The organism is Streptomyces bottropensis ATCC 25435, from assembly GCF_000383595.1.
GTDB classification, from domain to species: domain Bacteria; phylum Actinomycetota; class Actinomycetes; order Streptomycetales; family Streptomycetaceae; genus Streptomyces; species Streptomyces bottropensis.
In genome coordinates this window covers 6549158-6565052 of record NZ_KB911581.1, presented here as the reverse complement: position 1 = coordinate 6565052, position 15895 = coordinate 6549158, and the positions used below count along the sequence as shown (strand labels likewise).

The following is a 15895-nucleotide window of genomic DNA, read 5'->3' as shown; positions in this document are numbered from 1 at the left end:
GTGGTGGGTGCGTGGGTGCGTTGGTGCGTGGGTGTACCTGACGAACGTCAAGCCTTCCCTAACAAGTGTTTGGTAGGTTAGCGTGCCCCCATGAGCAACGTCGACCCCCCGACGTACCCTCCCGCCCACGGCCTCCTCGCCGGCCGCACCGCCGTCGTCACCGCGGCCGCCGGCGCCGGTATCGGCGGAGCGACGGCACGGCGCTTCCTGGAGGAGGGTGCGCGCGTACTGATCAGCGACGCCCACACGCGCCGGCTCAAGCAGTACAGGAACGAGCTGGTCGCCGAGTTCGGGGCGGAGTCCGTCCACGCGGTGCCGTGCGACGTGACCGACGACGATCAGGTGCGGGCGCTGTTCGAGGCGGGGGCCCGGTTGCACGGTGGGCTGGACATCGTCGTCAACAACGCGGGCCTCGGCGGTACCTCGGATGTCGTCGACATGACGGACGAGCAGTGGTCCAGGGTGCTGGACGTGACGCTGAACGGCACGTTCCGGTGCACCAGGGCCGCTCTGCGGCTGATGCGGGAGGGCGGTGGGGGCGAGGGAGGCGGGCGAGGCGTGATCGTCAACAACGCCTCCGTCGTCGGCTGGCGCGCCCAGGCCGGACAGGCGCACTACGCTGCGGCGAAGGCGGGCGTGATGGCGCTGACCAGGTGTGCGGCGGTCGAGGCGGCCGCGTACGGGGTCCGGGTCAACGCCGTGTCACCGAGCCTCGCCATGCACCCGCACCTGGTGAAGGTCACGACCCCCGAACTGCTGGCCGAACTGACCGCGCGGGAGGCCTTCGGGCGGTACGCCGAACCCTGGGAGGTCGCCAACGTGATCGTGTTCCTCGCGTCCGGCTACTCCTCGTACATGACGGGCGAGATCGTCTCCGTCAGCAACCAGCACCCCTAAGGACAACGAACAGCGTGCCGACCAAGAAGACCCCCCAGGCGCCCGGCGCCGCGCCCGCCCGCCGCCGTGAACTCCTCGACAAGGCCGCCCGCGTCTTCGCCGACCAGGGGTACAACGCCACCACCATGCGCCGGATCGCGGACGACGCGGGCATGCTCGCGGGAAGCCTCTACTACTACTTCGAGTCCAAGGACGCGATGCTGGAGGAGATCCTGCGGACCTTCCTCGACGAACTCTGGGAGCGGTACGACGCCGTCCTGGACGCCGGAACGGGCCCCCGGGAGACCTTCGAAGCGCTGGTCACCGAGTCCTTCCGGGCGATCGGGCGGCATTGTGACGCCGTCCGGATCTACCAGAACGAGTCGAAGCAGCTGATCGCCCAGGAACGGCGGTTCTCCTTCCTGGAGCAGTCGCAGACCAAGTTCGAGAAGGTGTGGCTGACCGCGCTGGAGAACGGGGTCGCGCGCGGAGAGTTCCGGGCCGACCTGGACACGAGGGTCACCTACCGGTTCGTGCGCGACACGGTCTGGGTCGCCGCGTCCTGGTACCAGCCCAGCGGAAAGTACAGCCCGGAGGAGATCGCCCGGCAGTACCTGTCGATGGTCCTGGACGGGATCGCCGTACGCACCGGGCCCTGACACACATTCGGTGAACAACCTTTGACACCAAGGGAGTTGCCATGGCCGAGGCCTACATCGTCGAAGCGGTCCGGACGCCCGTCGGCAGGCGCGGGGGAGGGCTCGGCAGGGTCCATCCGGCCGACCTCGGCGCGCATGCCCTCAAAGCGCTCGTCGCGCGCGCGGGCGTGGACCCGGCCGCCGTGGAGGACGTCGTCTTCGGCTGCCTGGACACCGTCGGACCGCAGGCCGGTGACATCGCGCGTACGAGCTGGCTGGCGGCCGGGCTGCCCGAGGAGGTACCGGGCACGACCGTCGACCGGCAGTGCGGATCCTCGCAGCAGGCCGTCCACTTCGCCGCCCAGGCCGTGCTCTCCGGCACCCAGGACCTGGTGGTCGCGGGCGGCGTCCAGAACATGACGATGATCCCCATCGCCTTCGCCTCCCGCCAGGCCGCCGTCCCCCTCGGACTCACGCAGGGGCCCTTCGCGGGCAGCGAGGGATGGCGGGCACGGTACGGGGACCGGCCGGTGAACCAGTTCGCGGGCGCCGAGATGATCGCCGCGAAGTGGGGCATCGGCCGCCGCGACCAGGAGGAGTACGCGCTGCGCTCCCACCAGCGGGCGGTGCGGGCCGTCGACGAGGGCCGCTTCGCGCGTGAGACCGTGCCGTACGGCGACGTCACCGTCGACGAGGGACCGCGCCGTGACACCTCCCTGGAGAAGATGGCCGCCCTGAAACCCGTCATCGACGGCGGCACCGTCACCGCCGCCTGCTCCTCCCAGGTCTCCGACGGAGCCGCCGCGCTCCTCCTCGCCTCCGAGCGCGCCGTACGGGAGCACGGGCTGACCCCGCGCGCCCGCGTGCACCACCTCTCCGTGCGCGGCGAGGACCCCATCCGTATGCTCACCGCGCCGATACCGGCGACCGCCTACGCCCTGAAGAAGACCGGCCTCACCCTCGACGCCATCGACCTCGTCGAGATCAACGAGGCCTTCGCGCCGGTCGTCCTGGCCTGGCTGAAGGAGACGGGCGCCGACCCGGAGAAGGTCAACGTCAACGGCGGCGCGATCGCCCTCGGTCACCCGCTGGGGGCGACCGGCGCCAAGCTCATGACGACCCTCCTGCACGAACTGGAGCGCACGGGCGGCCGGTACGGGCTCCAGACGATGTGCGAGGGAGGCGGGCAGGCGAACGTGACGATCATCGAACGGCTGTGACGAGCCTCGAACGACCGCGACGGTCGGCGAGAGGCCGTGACGGTCACCGAACAGCCGTGACGGTCACCGGATGTCTGTCACTGTGACCGTCACCGTCTCACCGTGTCCGTGACCGTCACCGGATGTCCGTGACCGTCACCGAGGGGCGTCGAGTCGCCCCAGGGACGTCAGCGCCTCCTCCGCCTCCTTCATGATCCGTTCCACCAGCTCCGCGCACGACGGCAGGTCGTCGATCACCCCGGCGACCTGCCCGGCCGCCATCACCCCCAGGTCCGTACGGCCGTCCACCATCGCGGACCTGAGCAGCATGGGCGTGTTGGCGGCGAGCAGGACCTGACTCCAGGTGAGGTCCTTGCCGTGCCGCAGCGCGCGCCCGTCGCGGATCATACGGCGCCAGGTCAGCCCGGAGATCCGCCGGAACCCGGCCGCGTGGCGCACGGCGCGCACGAGGGCGCGCGCACGGCCGGACGCCTCCAGCGCGCTCACGAACTCCGTGCGCAGCATGCGGTGCGGCAGCCCGTCCACGGCCCGCGTGACGGTGACGTCCCTGACCGTCGCGGCCAGATAGCGGGCCTTCACCTCCCCGGGCACCGTCGAGTCCGAGGTGAGCAGGAACCGGGTGCCCATCGCCACCCCGGCCGCCCCGAACGCCAGCGCGGCCACGAGCCCGCGCCCGTCGTGGAAGCCGCCGGCGGCGACGACGGGGATGTCGACGGCGTCCACGACCTGTGGCAGCAGTACGGTCGTCGCCACGTCCCCGGTGTGCCCGCCGCCCTCGCCGCCCTGCACGATCACGGCGTCCGCGCCCCACGCCGCCACCTTCTCGGCGTGCCGCCGGGCACCGACGGACGGGATCACGACCACGCCCGCGTCCTTCAGCTCGGCGATCAGCTCCCTCGACGGCGCGAGCGCGAACGACGCCACGCGGACGCCCTCCTCGACGATGATCCGCACCCGCTCCCGCGCGTCCCCCGCGTCGGCCCGCAGATTCACCCCGAAGGGCGCGCCGTCCGTACGGGACTTCACCTTCCGTACGGCGGACCGGAGTTGCGGGGGCGTCATCGTCGCCGAGGCAAGGATGCCGAGGGCTCCCGCGTTCGCCGACGCGGAGACCAGACGGGGGCCGGCCACCCAGCCCATGCCGGTCTGCACGATCGGGTGGCGGACGCCGACAAGCCGGGTCAGAGGCGTTTGCATCAGCCGTTCACCTCCCGCGCGCGTGTGTTCTCCGGGTCGATCACCTCACGGATCAGCCTCAGCTCGTCCTCGGTCGGTGCACGGGTGCACGGCACCTCGTCCGGGACGGCGAGCGCGAAGCCCGTCGCCTCCTCGACCCGCTCGACCGTGACGCCCGGATGCAGCGAGACCAGCCGCATGGCGTGGTCGGGGGTCGCGAAGTCGAAGACCCCGAGGTCGGACACGACCCTCGGGAGGTGGTGGTAGCGGGCGGCGGCCGGATGCTCGGCCACGCGGTCGTAGCCGACCCCGCACACCATGTCGACCTTCTCCACGAAGACCCGTCGGGAGTGCTTCGGGATCCAGTAACTGGTCGGGTTGTTCAGGGTGTTGACCGGCGCGCCCCGCACCCCGAGGAGCTGCCGCCTCGGCTGTGCCCAGTCGCCCACGCACGAGATGTTCTGATTGCCGTACCGGTCGATCTGGCTCGCGCCCATCATCACGTGCCGGCGGCCGCCGGTGACCAGGGCCAGGTGCCGCCGGTAGGGCAGCCATCCCTCGACGGTGCCGTCGAGTCCGACGAGCAGCGCCTCACCGTCGGTCAGCAGCAGATCCGGCGAGAACGTCCGCTTGGCCAGGCGCGCGCCCAGGGACGGGACGAGCCCCATGGGACTGGCGAGGATCTCCCCGGCGCCGCGCCAGGCCTCGGCACAGGCGATCACGCAGTACTCGGCGCGGGTGACACCGCTGACGGCTGCCCTGCTCATGAGCCCTCCTGGTGCCACGCCCGCACGGCCGACCGGTAGGCGGGCTCGTCCCCTGTCAGGAACCGCTCGGCGAAGTCCGCCCACGGTGTGCTCGCGTACGCCTTCTGGAAGGCCTCGTCCCGGCCGTAGTCGGGGGCGCACGACGTGAAGTGCGCGCCGCCCGGGGCCTCGATCACGCCGGTCACCACATGGCGGCCGACCAGCAGTGACTGGGGTGGCGCGTCCTTCGTCAACTCGGCCGTGTCCACGATCCGTTCGCAGGAGACGTACGCCGTGTCGGCGGCCTCGCAGAAGAGGTCGTCGAAGTAGGGGTCCGGGCCCAGGTACTGGCCGTTGCCCTGCCGGTCGGCCCGGTTGACGTGCACGAACGCGGCGTCGAGGCGCAGCGCGGGCATGGCGACGAAGGTCTCGCCGTCGTCGTACGGCGACGTGACCGTCTTCAGGCCGGGGTTGACCCGCATCACGTCCGAGCCGATGCCCGCCCGTACCGGCAGGAAGGGCAGCCGGTGCGCGGCGGCCCGCAGCCCCCACATGAACATCGCCTCGTCGACCTCCATCAGCTCGAACGCGCCCCGCTCGCGCGCCGCGCGGAAATGCGGTTCGAGGGGGATGGAGTCGAGGGTGGCGAAGGCGGCGACCAGCTTCCGGACCCGCCCGGCGGCGGCGAGCATGCCGACGTCCGGTCCGCCGTACGAGACGACGGTGAGATCGGTGATCTCGGACCGGAGCAGTGCTCTCACCAGGGCCATCGGCTTGCGGCGCGACCCCCAGCCGCCGATGCCGAGGGTCATTCCGCTCGCCAGCCGCGAGACGGCCTCGTCGGCGGTCATCGTCTTGTCACTCACCCGGCTCCTCCCTCCTCCACGTCCGTACTCCCCGCGACCTGCCCACGTGCCCCGGCCGGTCCGCAATTCTCGGCCGCCCCGGCTCTCCCACCTGTGCCCCTCCCGCCGCTCCCGCCGCTCCCGCCGCTCCCACCCCTCCCCGCCGTCCCGAACGTGTCGCGGACCTCGTCGGCCACCCCGCTGAGGTTCGCCTCGAAGGTGAAGCCCTGCTCGAAGCGGTAACTGCGGCGGACGTCGACCGGGTCGATGCCGTTGATGGCGGCCTTGGCCAGCCGGAGCAGCCGGCCGTCCTTCGCGGCGATCTCCCGCGCCAATTCCATTGCCCCGCCGAGCAGTTCGGGGCGGGGGACGACCCACCACACCGACCCGTGCGCCCGAAGCTCGGCGGCCGTCGCCGTGCGCGAGGTGTAGTACAGCGCGCGCATCAGATGCTGGGGCACGAGCCGGGCCAGATGCGTCGCCGCGCCCAGCGCGCCCCGGTCCAGCTCGGGCAGCCCGAAGGTGGCGTCCTCGCTGGCCACGATCGCGTCCGCGTTGCCCACCAGCCCGATTCCGCCGCCCAGGCAGAAGCCCTGCACGGCCGCGACCACCGGCACCTCGCACTCGTACACGGCGGCGAAGGCCTCCGCGCAGCCGTGATTGGCGCCGATCAACGCGTCCGGGCCCGCCGCCTGGATCTCCTTGATGTCGACCCCGGCGTTGAACCCGCGCCCCTTTGCCGCCAGCACCACGCACCGGACCCCGGGATCGCGGCCCGCGCCGCGCACGGCGTCGGCCAGTGCGTACCAGCCTCGTACCGGCAGCGCGTTCACCGGCGGGTAGTCGACCATGACGACGGAAATTCCCTTTTCCGGGGACGAGGTGGAGACACTCATCGGCGCATCAGCTACCTTCCACCTAACGTTTGTTAGGTTCGTCTCGTGAGTGGAAGGTAGCAGCGGATGCGGCTCAGCGGGAAGCTCGCGGTCGTCACCGGAGGCACGCGCGGTGTCGGCGCGGGCATCGCCCGAGCCTTCGCCGAAGCCGGCGCCGAGGTCGTGACCTGTGCCCGACGCCCGCCCGAAGTGCCGCTCAAGGGAGCCGAGTTCATGCCCCTGGACGTCCGGGATCCCGACGCGGTGCACCGCTTCTTCGCCGAGCTGCCTCGCGTGGACGTCCTCGTCAACAACGCCGGCGGCACCCCCTACCGACCCCTCGCCGAGGCCGACGCCCGCCGCCACGCGCGCGTCGTCGAACTCAACCTCGTCGCCCCGCTGACCGTCTCCCTCGCCGCCCGCGGACACCTCCGGCGGGCCCGGGGCACCATCGTCATGATCGGCAGCGTGAGCGGCGACCGCCCCTCGCCCGGCTCGGCGGCCTACGGCGCGGCCAAGGCCGGTCTGGCACACCTGGCCCGCTCCATGGCGGTGGAGTGGGCCCCGGAGATACGCGTCAACACCCTCGTCCTCGGCCTGGTCCGCACGGAACTCTCCCACCTCCACTACGGCGACGAGCAGGGCATCGCCGCCGTGGCCGGCACGGTCCCGCTCGGCCGCCTCGCCACCCCCTCCGACATCGGCGCCGCGGCGGTCTTCCTCGCCTCCGACGCGGCCGCCTACATCACCGGAGCCTCCCTCCACGTCCACGGCGGCGGCGAACGCCCGGCCTTCCTGGACGCGTCGACGGCCGACCGGGGACGACCGTCCGCCGACCGGGGACACCCGACAGCCGGTCAGAACCCAGGAGACCAGGACCCGCAAAACCAGGACCCGCAAAACCAGGACCCGCAGGACCAGGACCCGGAGAGAGGGAACCCGTGACGAGCAACAGCGCGCACCGGCTCTGCGAAGGGCGTGTCGTGGTCGTGACCGGCGCCGGACGGGGGCTCGGGCGGGCGCACGCGCTCGCGTACGCCGCCGAGGGCGCCCAGGTGGTCGTCAACGACCTCGGGGTCGGACTCGACGGCACGCCGGACCCCGACAGCCCGGCCGCCCGGGTCGTCGCGGAGATCCGGGAGCAGGGAGGGGAGGCGGTCGCACATGGCGGGGACATCGCCACCACCGACGGCGCCGCCGGCCTCGTCCGTACCGCCCTGGACACCTTCGGCCGACTCGACACCCTCGTCAACAACGCCGGCTTCCTGCGCGACCGCATGCTCGTCAACCTCGACGAGGACGACTGGGACGCCGTACTCCGCGTCCACCTCAAGGGCCACTTCCTCCCCCTGAGGCACGCCGCCGCCCACTGGCGCGCCGAGGCCAAGGCCGGCCGCACCCCCGCCGCCAGGATCATCAACACCAGCAGTGGCGCGGGCCTGCTGGGCTCACTCGGCCAGGGCAACTACAGCGCCGCGAAGGCCGGCATCGTCGGCCTCACCCTCGTCGCCGCCGCCGAACTCGCCCGCTACGGCGTCCAGGTCAACGCCATCGCCCCCGCCGCCCGCACCAGGATGACCGAGGGCGCCTTCGCCGAAGCCATGGCCGCCCCCGCCCCCGGCACCGCCTTCGACGCCATGGCCCCGGAGAACGTCTCCCCGCTGGTGGTGTGGCTCGGCTCCGCCGCGAGCGAGGGCGTCACCGGCCGGGTCTTCGAGACGGAAGGCGGCCGCATCACCGCCATGGAGGGCTGGCACCCGGGCCCCACCACGGACAAGGAGGCCCGCTGGACCCCGCAGGAGGCGGGGGAGACCGTACGAAAGCTCCTGGCGCGGGCGCGGACTCCCGGGCCGGTGTACGGGACCGGCTGATCCATGGCCCCCACCTCCGGCGCGCGCACCGAAACCCTACGTGTCGCACTCCAGAACCGTCCGGCACAACCCGCACCGCGCCCGCACCCGCCCCCGCACCGGCACCCGGATCCGCTGATGACAGGTCGGGCAGGGGAACGACACCCGCAACGGCCCCCGCCCGTCAGGCGTGAACGCGTACGGCACCCCCGGCCCCGGCGAACCCGAGGGCAGGTCCTGCGCATGGCGCCGGTCGCGCGCGTACCGCCGCCGCCCCGCCCACCCCGCCGCCGTCAGCGGCGGCTGCTGCCCGTCCCGCAGAGCCCGCACCCGGCCCTGCGCGAACGCGGAGTACGCCTGCGCGCTGGTGAACCACACCGAAGGGTCCTCCCCGAACACCTGCGCCCGCTTGGCCAGCACGTACCCGAACTCCTCCGGCGTCAGATACCCCAGCTTCTGCGACGACGCGGCATCCTCCCGGTACGCGTCCAGCAGCAGCCACCCCGCCCCCAGATACGTCGCCGCCGTGTCCGTGAGGATCTCGTTCTCCCGGGTGCCGGGGAAGGACAGCCCGAGCCGGTGCAGATAGACATGCATCACCTCGTGCGCGAGAGCCGCCCCGATGTCCCGCCGATGTGTCCGGAAGCGGTCGTTGAGTTCGACGAAGTACTCGGGCCCCGCCGCCAGTTCGACACTCGCCGCATGCGTCATCTCCCGGAAGCCGACGACCATCCGGGCCTGCGGCAGCCGATAGTGCCGCACCAGCTCCCGCGCCACCCGCTGCGCACCGAGATGAAGATCGTCGCTGTCGCAGAACGCCACGTCGACCGGGGCCACACTGGTGGCGAACTGCTGGATCGTGTCGTAGGACAGACGCTTGTACAGCGCGGTGATCGACGCCCGCACGGTGTCCAGATGCGGGTAGCCGTGCTCGACAGGTCCGCCGTCCGCCACGTCCGTACCCCCAAAGACGCCTCGATACGTTCCACTCTAGGCCGGTGCGGGCGCCGCACCACGGCGTCGTAGGGTGACGACCATGACCACCAGCCACACCGATGACGCGAGGACCGCGACCGCGCCGGCCGCCGAGGTCGACGCGGACGTCCGGGCGGAACTCACCCGGCTGCGCGACAGCATCGACAACATCGACGCCGCCGTCGTCCACATGCTCGCCGAGCGCTTCAAGTGCACCCAACGGGTCGGCCATCTCAAGGCCGCGCACCACCTGCCGCCCGCGGACCCCGGCCGCGAGGCACAACAGATCAACCGGCTGCGCGGACTCGCGACAAGTGCCAAGCTGGACCCGGCGTTCGCGGAGAAGCTGCTGAACTTCATCATCGCCGAGGTCATCCGGCACCACGAACGCATCGCGGACGACGCCCTGAACGGCGGCACAGCGGACACGAGCGGCACAGCGGAAACAGCGACCACGACGGACACCACCGGCGCAGCGCCGGACATGGGGGAGTGACAACCGGCCCGCCGACGGGGCATCCTGCGTGAGCACTCCTTGTCAGGGAACGACTACACGCGGTGAGAGGTCATGCCGTCCGAAGCCAGGATCCTCATCGTCGACGACCACGAGGACACGCTGTACGCCCTGGAGAGCGCCCTCGCCCCGCTGGGCCACCGCCTCACACGCGCCACCAGCGGCGACGCCGCGCTCAAGGAAGTCCTCCGCGGCCAGGTCGGCCTGCTCCTCCTCGACGTCCGCATGCCCGGCGTCAGCGGCCTCGACGTCGTCCACTACATGCGCGGCGTCGAACAGACCCAGCACATCCCCGTCATCCTCCTCACCGGCTTCGGCCCCGACGCCGACCTCACCGCCGCCGCCTTCCGCCTCGGCGTCGCCGACCTCGTCATGAAGCCCGTCGACCCCTGGGCCCTGCGCACCAAGGTCCGCTACCTCTACGACGCCCACGCCCGCGCCCACACCCTGGAACGCGAGGTCCGCGACCTCCGCGCCCGCCTCAAGGAACACGAGAACCTGGAGTCCGCCGCCGACCACCGCCGCGAACGGGGGCGCGTCCCCGCACAGCACGACGGCGCGAACGACCGGGCATAGGCCGCAAACGGCCGGACGCACGGCGCACACGACCGGACATAGGTCGCGTACCAGGCCCGCCCCTGTCCTGGGCCTGAGGCATCAGGCAGCATGTCCCTCATGTCCGTACTGACGCGCGACGAAGCGCAAGCCCGTGCTCGGCTCCTCGACGTCCACCGCTACGAGATCGCACTCGACCTCACGCGTGGCGACGAGACCTTCGACTCCCGTACCGTCATCCACTTCACCGTACGGGGGAAGAAAAAGGCCGCGGACACCTTCGTCGAGCTGAAGCCCGCCGAACTGCGCTCGGTCACCCTCGACGGAGAACCCCTCGACCCCGGGACCCTCGACGGCAACCGCCTCCCCCTCAAGGGCCTCACCGCGGGCACCCACGAACTGCGCGTCGACGCCGCCATGCGCTACTCCCGCACCGGCGAGGGCATGCACCGCTTCACCGACCCCACCGACGGCGAGACCTACGTCTACACCCAGCTGTTCATGGACGACGTGCAGCGCGTCTTCGCCGCCTTCGACCAACCCGACCTCAAGGCCGTCTTCGACCTCACCGTCACCGCCCCCGAGGCCTGGACCGTCCTCGCCAACGGCATCACCGAGCGACAGGACGACGGCACCGTGCGGGCCGCGACCACCCCGCCGATCTCCACATACCTCGTCGCCGTCGCCGCCGGCCCCTGGCACTCCGTGCGCACCGAACACCGCGGCCTGCCCTTCGGCATCCACTGCCGGCGCTCCCTCGCCCCCCACCTCGACACCGACGCCGACGAGATCCTCGACGTCACCCGCGCCCTCTACGACCGCTACCACGAGAAGTTCGAGGAGCCGTACCCCTTCGACTCCTACGACCAGGCCTTCGTCCCCGAGTTCAACGCCGGCGCCATGGAGAACCCCGGCCTCGTCACCTTCCGCGACGAGTTCGTCTACCGCTCCGCCGTCACCGACACCGAACGCCAGACCCGCGCCATGGTCATCGCCCACGAGATGGCCCACATGTGGTTCGGCGACCTCGTCACCCTCCGCTGGTGGGACGACATCTGGCTCAACGAGTCCTTCGCCGAGTACATGGGCTACCAGACCCTCACCGAAGCCAGCCGCTTCGCCGACACCTGGGTCGACTTCGGCGTCGCCCGCAAGGCCTGGGGCTACGACGCCGACCAGCGCCCCTCCACCCACCCCGTCGCCCCCGAAGCCGTCGACGACACCGCCGCCGCCCTCCTCAACTTCGACGGCATCTCCTACGCCAAGGGCGCCTCCGCCCTGCGCCAGCTCGTCGCCTGGATGGGCGAGAAGGACTTCCTCGCCGGCATCAACGCCCACTTCACCCGCCACCGCTTCGGCAACGCCACCCTCGCCGACTTCATCGACAACCTCACCGGCGCCACCGAACGCGACGTCCACGCCTGGGCCGACGCCTGGCTCCGCACCACCGGCGTCGACACCCTCACCCCGAAGATCACCCGCGCCGCCGACGGCACCCACACCCTCACCGTCGACCGCGCCGGCGGCCGCCCCCACCACATCGCCGTCGGCGTCTACGACCGGGACCCCGGCGACGACCACGGCCACCTCACCCTCCGCGACCGCCTCGCACTCGACCTCCCCCAGACCGCCGACCAGCCCATCGGCAAGCGGCCCGCACTCCTCCTCCTCAACGACGGCGACCTCACCTACGCCAAGATCCGCTTCGACCCCGAATCCTTCACCGCCGTCACCGGCCACCTCAGCGGCCTCCCCGACCCGCTCACCCGCGCCGTCGTCTGGAACGCCCTGCGCGACGCCGTACGCGACGCCGAACTCCCGCCCACCGCCTACCTGGAGGCCGCCCGCACCCACCTCCCGCGCGAGACCGACCTCGCCATCGTCCAGGGCGTCCTCTCCTTCGCCACCACCCAGGTCGCCGACCGCTACCTCGCCCCCGAGCAGCGCGCCGCCGGCCTGTCCACCCTCGGCTCCCTGTGCCGCGACCTCATCCGCCGCACCGAGGACGGCGACAACCCCGGCCTGCGCCTCACCGCCGTACGGCACTTCATCGACGTCGCCGCCCACCCCGAGACCATCGCCGCCTGGCTCGCCGACGGCACCGTCCCCGGCGGACCCGAACTCGACCCCGAACTGCGCTGGCGCGTCCTTGGCCGCCTCGCCGTCCTCGGCGCGGTCGACGCCGCAGCCATCGCGGAGGAACTCGAACGCGACCCCAGCGCCAGCGGCCGGGAAGGCGCCGCCCGCTGCCGGGCCGCGCTGCCCGAACCCGAGGCCAAACAGGCCGCATGGGAGGCGATGTTCACCGGCGACGACCTCTCCAACTACCTGTTCACCGCCACCGCCCAGGGGTTCTGGCAGCCCGAACAGGCGGACCTGCTGACGGAGTACGTCGAGCGGTACTGGGCCGACGCGGGTGCCCTCGCCGCCCGGCGCGGACCGGCGATCGCGGAAGCCGCGGGACGCTGGGCGTTCCCCGTGTACGCGGTCGACCCGGACACCCTCGGCCTCGGGGAACGGTTCCTCCAGGACGGCGACCTGATCCCGGCGCTCCGGCGGAAACTGGTGGACCAACTGGACGACCTGCGGCGCGCGCTGCGGGTACGCGAGGCGTAGGGACCGGTCACGGGCAGCGGCGGCGCGCCCCCTTCGGGGCGTGCTGCCGTCGAGGGCAGGCCCCCGTACCCTCTTTCGGCTGTATTCAACGGCTTTTCCGCTCTCAGCACCCGATCGGCGTACAAGATGGGGTTCCCCGTGCTCCGGAGGAATCCATGACCACCCCGCCCCTCGCCTCGGGACCCCACGGTCCCGGCAGCCTCCGTCCCCTCCTCGACACGGTGCTCGACGCCCTGCGGGAAGGCGCGGAGGCCCGGGGCGGCCCCCTCCCCGCCGGCGGCCCGCGGACGGTCGCGGCGCAGGTACGCCAGGCCCTCGGCGAGGCGCTGCCCGCCGAGGGCGAGCCGGACGCCCTCCACCGGCTGGTCCGGGCCCTCGCGGCAGGCACCGCCGACCCGGCCGACCCCCTGTGCGCGGCCCACCTCCACACACCACCCCTGGCCGTGGCCGCCGCCGCGGACCTCGCCGCCACCGTGCTGAACCCCTCCCTCGACTCCTGGGACCAGGCCCCGGCCGCCTCCGCGCTCGAAGCGCTGGTCACCCGGGCACTCGCCCAGGAGATCGGCGCCGCCGACGCCCTGGTCACCACCGGCGGCACCGAGTCCAACCAGCTCGCCGTCCTGCTGGCCCGCGAGGCCCACCCCGGAGTACGGCTCGTCACCGCGGCGGGCGCCCACCACTCCCTGCCCCGCGCCGCCTGGCTCCTCGGCCTCCCCGAGCCCGTCGTCCTGCCCAGCCCGGCCGGCACCCTGGACCCCACCACCCTGGACGACGCCCTCACCCACCTCCCGGGCCCCCTCCTCGTCGCCGCCACCGCGGGCACCACCGACGCCGGACTCATCGACCCGCTCCCCGAGATCGCCGACCTCTGCGCCGCCCACGGCGCCCGGCTCCACGTCGACGCGGCCTACGGCGGCGGCCTCCTCCTCAGCGACCGGCACCGCCCCCTCCTCGACGGCCTCACCCGCGCCCACACCGTCACCCTCGACCTGCACAAACTCGGCTGGCAGCCCGTAGCCGCCGGACTCCTCGCCGTACGCGACGCACCCGACCTCGCCGTCCTCGGCCACCGGGCCGACTACCTCAACGCCGACGACGACACCGAGGCCGGCCTGCCCGACCTCCTCGGCCGGTCCCTGCGCACCACCCGACGCCCCGACATCCTCAAGATCGCCGTCACCCTCAAGACCCTGGGCCGCCACGGCATCGGCCGGCTCGTCGACCAGGTCTGCGCACTCGCCCAGGACTTCGCCACCACCGTCGAGGCCCACCCCGCCTTCGAACTCCACGACCGGCCCACCATCAGCACGGTCCTCTTCCGGCCCACCGGCGCCCCCGACGACGCCGTGGCCGCCGTACGCCGCCGACTCCTCCACGACGGCCGGGCCGTCATAGGCCGCGCCGCACTCGACGGCCGCCTCTGGCTCAAGGTCACCCTGCTCAACCCCCACACCCGGCCGGACGACCTCACCACCCTGCTGAAGCTCGTGGAAGCCGCCACGGCCACCGAAGCCACAGCACCCACGACTCGCGCAGACCTCCCCGAAGGACACACCCCCGCATGAGCACGCCCCCACCCCACGACCAGCCCGACCCCGAAGCCCCCCGTGACCTCGTCGGCATCGGCATCGGCCCCGCCAACCTCTCCCTCGCCGCCCTCGCCCACCCCCTCACCGAACTCGACGCCGTCTTCTACGAACAGCGCCCCGGCTTCGACTGGCACCCCGGACTGCTCATCGAGGGCGCCACGGTCCAGGTCCCCTTCCTGGCCGACCTGGTCACCCTCGCCGACCCCCGGAGCCCCTGGTCGTTCCTGAACTACCTCAGAACCCGCGAACGCCTCTTCCCGTTCTACTTCGCCGAGCGCTTCCACATCCCACGCGCCGAGTACGACGCCTACTGCCGCTGGGTCGCCGAGAACCTCCCCGGACTACGGTTCGGACACCAGGTCGACTCGGTGCGCTGGAACCCCGAACGCGACCTGTTCGAGGTCGACCACACCCGACTGGACGCCGACGGACAGGCCACAGCACTCGCCCGCACCTACGCCCGCAACATCGTCCTGGGCGTCGGCACCGAACCCCACGTCCCCGAACCCCTCAAACCACTCGTCGAAGCGACCGGCGTGCCCGTCATCCACGCCGCCGACTACCTCGACCAGCGCGATCGCCTCCTCGCCGCCGGACACATCACCGTCATCGGCGCGGGACAGTCCGGAGCAGAGGTCTTCCTCGACCTCCTGCGCCACCGGCCCCCCGGCCAAGAACGGCTCCACTGGCTCGGCCGCACCGAGGCGTTCGCCCCCATGGAGTACTCCAAACTGGGCCTGGAACACTTCACACCCGACTACACCCGCTACTTCCACGCCCTCACCGAACCCACCCGGGACCGGCTCGTCGCCGCCCAGTGGCAGCTCCACAAGGGCATCGGCGCCGACACCATCGCCGCCATCCACGACGAGCTGTACCGCCGCACCCTCGACGGCGGCTGGCCCGACGCCGTCCTCACCCCCGGCGTACACGTCCGCACAGCCGGCCGGCTCGCCACCACCAAGGTCGAACTCCACCTCGAACACGGCGAACAGGGCACCCGCTCCCGCCTCACCACCGACGCCGTCGTCCTCGCCACCGGCTACCGCGAACGCCCCCTCGACCGCGTCCTCGCCGGCCTCGACCCCTACATGCGGCGCGACAGCCGCGAACGCTCCCGCGTCGACGAGAACTTCCGGATGATCCTCGACCCGTCCGTCACCGCCGCCGACCGCCACGTCTACGTCCAGAACGCCGAACTGCACACCCACGGCGTCGGCGCCCCCGACCTCGGCCTCGCCGCCTGGCGCAGCGCCACCATCCTCAACACCCTCACCGGGAAGGAGCCCTACCCCCTGCCGAGCCGCACCGCCTTCACCACCTTCGGCCTCGAACCCGGGCCCCGGATCCCGGCCGCCCGGCAAGCGAGCACCCGCACCCCACTCACACCGCTCGTCGACGTGCGCTAGCCGACAACGAG

15 protein-coding genes are annotated in these 15895 nt (G+C 72.2%); 10 read left to right on the top strand and 5 right to left on the bottom strand.

Annotated elements, in window-relative coordinates:
- Positions 1 to 90: 90 nt before the first annotated feature.
- Genes STRBO_RS0129280 through STRBO_RS0129270 form a run of 3 tightly spaced genes read left to right on the top strand, consistent with a single transcriptional unit; the run spans position 91 to position 2734 of the window.
- Positions 91 to 897, top strand: coding sequence for an SDR family oxidoreductase (locus tag STRBO_RS0129280; RefSeq protein ID WP_005478098.1), 807 nt, complete (start codon positions 91 to 93; stop codon positions 895 to 897).
- Between the two features lie 14 nt (positions 898 to 911).
- Positions 912 to 1535, top strand: coding sequence for a TetR/AcrR family transcriptional regulator (locus STRBO_RS0129275; RefSeq protein WP_005478097.1), 624 nt, complete (start codon positions 912 to 914; stop codon positions 1533 to 1535).
- Positions 1536 to 1576: 41 nt separating this feature from the next.
- Positions 1577 to 2734: an acetyl-CoA C-acetyltransferase gene (locus STRBO_RS0129270; protein WP_005478095.1), complete on the top strand. Its 1158-nt coding sequence runs from the start codon at positions 1577 to 1579 to the stop codon at positions 2732 to 2734.
- 135 nt (positions 2735 to 2869) lie between these two features.
- Here the strand turns inward: STRBO_RS0129270 and STRBO_RS0129265 are convergent, their stop codons facing one another.
- The 4 genes from STRBO_RS0129265 to STRBO_RS0129250 are packed head-to-tail and all read right to left on the bottom strand — an operon-like array spanning position 2870 to position 6397.
- Positions 2870 to 3931, bottom strand: coding sequence for an NAD(P)H-dependent flavin oxidoreductase (locus tag STRBO_RS0129265; protein ID WP_005478094.1), 1062 nt, complete (start codon positions 3929 to 3931; stop codon positions 2870 to 2872).
- Entirely contained in the window at positions 3931 to 4677 is a 747-nt protein-coding gene (locus tag STRBO_RS0129260) for a CoA-transferase subunit beta (protein ID WP_020115236.1), read from the bottom strand. Before STRBO_RS0129260 ends, STRBO_RS0129265 begins: the two co-directional genes overlap by 1 nt.
- Complete coding sequence (locus tag STRBO_RS0129255) at positions 4674 to 5522, bottom strand: CoA transferase subunit A (protein ID WP_005478091.1); 849 nt, start codon at positions 5520 to 5522, stop codon at positions 4674 to 4676. The genes STRBO_RS0129260 and STRBO_RS0129255 overlap by 4 nt, the downstream gene beginning before the upstream one ends.
- A complete protein-coding gene (locus tag STRBO_RS0129250; protein WP_005478089.1) occupies positions 5519 to 6397 on the bottom strand; it encodes an enoyl-CoA hydratase family protein in 879 nt (292 codons plus the stop codon). The genes STRBO_RS0129255 and STRBO_RS0129250 overlap by 4 nt, the downstream gene beginning before the upstream one ends.
- A gap of 66 nt (positions 6398 to 6463) precedes the next feature.
- Between STRBO_RS0129250 and STRBO_RS0129245 the strand changes: the two genes are divergently transcribed.
- Complete coding sequence (locus STRBO_RS0129245; RefSeq protein ID WP_005478087.1) at positions 6464 to 7321, top strand: SDR family oxidoreductase; 858 nt, start codon at positions 6464 to 6466, stop codon at positions 7319 to 7321.
- On the top strand, positions 7318 to 8247 hold the full coding sequence (locus tag STRBO_RS0129240) for an SDR family oxidoreductase (protein WP_005478086.1): 930 nt from the start codon (positions 7318 to 7320) through the stop codon (positions 8245 to 8247). Before STRBO_RS0129245 ends, STRBO_RS0129240 begins: the two co-directional genes overlap by 4 nt.
- Positions 8248 to 8283: 36 nt before the next feature.
- On the opposite strand, the gene STRBO_RS0129235 is transcribed toward STRBO_RS0129240, so the two are convergent.
- Positions 8284 to 9180, bottom strand: a complete 897-nt coding sequence (locus STRBO_RS0129235) for a hypothetical protein (protein ID WP_005478085.1) — start codon at positions 9178 to 9180, stop codon at positions 8284 to 8286.
- Positions 9181 to 9262: 82 nt separating this feature from the next.
- Between STRBO_RS0129235 and STRBO_RS0129230 the strand changes: the two genes are divergently transcribed.
- From STRBO_RS0129230 to STRBO_RS0129210, 5 genes are all read left to right on the top strand, one after another.
- Positions 9263 to 9697, top strand: a complete 435-nt coding sequence (locus STRBO_RS0129230) for a chorismate mutase (RefSeq protein WP_020115234.1) — start codon at positions 9263 to 9265, stop codon at positions 9695 to 9697.
- Between the two features lie 72 nt (positions 9698 to 9769).
- A complete protein-coding gene (locus STRBO_RS0129225) occupies positions 9770 to 10291 on the top strand; it encodes a response regulator (RefSeq protein ID WP_005478081.1) in 522 nt (173 codons plus the stop codon).
- A gap of 90 nt (positions 10292 to 10381) precedes the next feature.
- Complete coding sequence (gene pepN / locus STRBO_RS0129220) at positions 10382 to 12886, top strand: aminopeptidase N (RefSeq protein ID WP_005478079.1); 2505 nt, start codon at positions 10382 to 10384, stop codon at positions 12884 to 12886.
- Between the two features lie 155 nt (positions 12887 to 13041).
- Entirely contained in the window at positions 13042 to 14451 is a 1410-nt protein-coding gene (locus STRBO_RS0129215) for a pyridoxal phosphate-dependent decarboxylase family protein (RefSeq protein WP_005478077.1), read from the top strand.
- Complete coding sequence (locus STRBO_RS0129210; protein WP_005478076.1) at positions 14448 to 15884, top strand: lysine N(6)-hydroxylase/L-ornithine N(5)-oxygenase family protein; 1437 nt, start codon at positions 14448 to 14450, stop codon at positions 15882 to 15884. Before STRBO_RS0129215 ends, STRBO_RS0129210 begins: the two co-directional genes overlap by 4 nt.
- Positions 15885 to 15895: the final 11 nt, after the last annotated feature.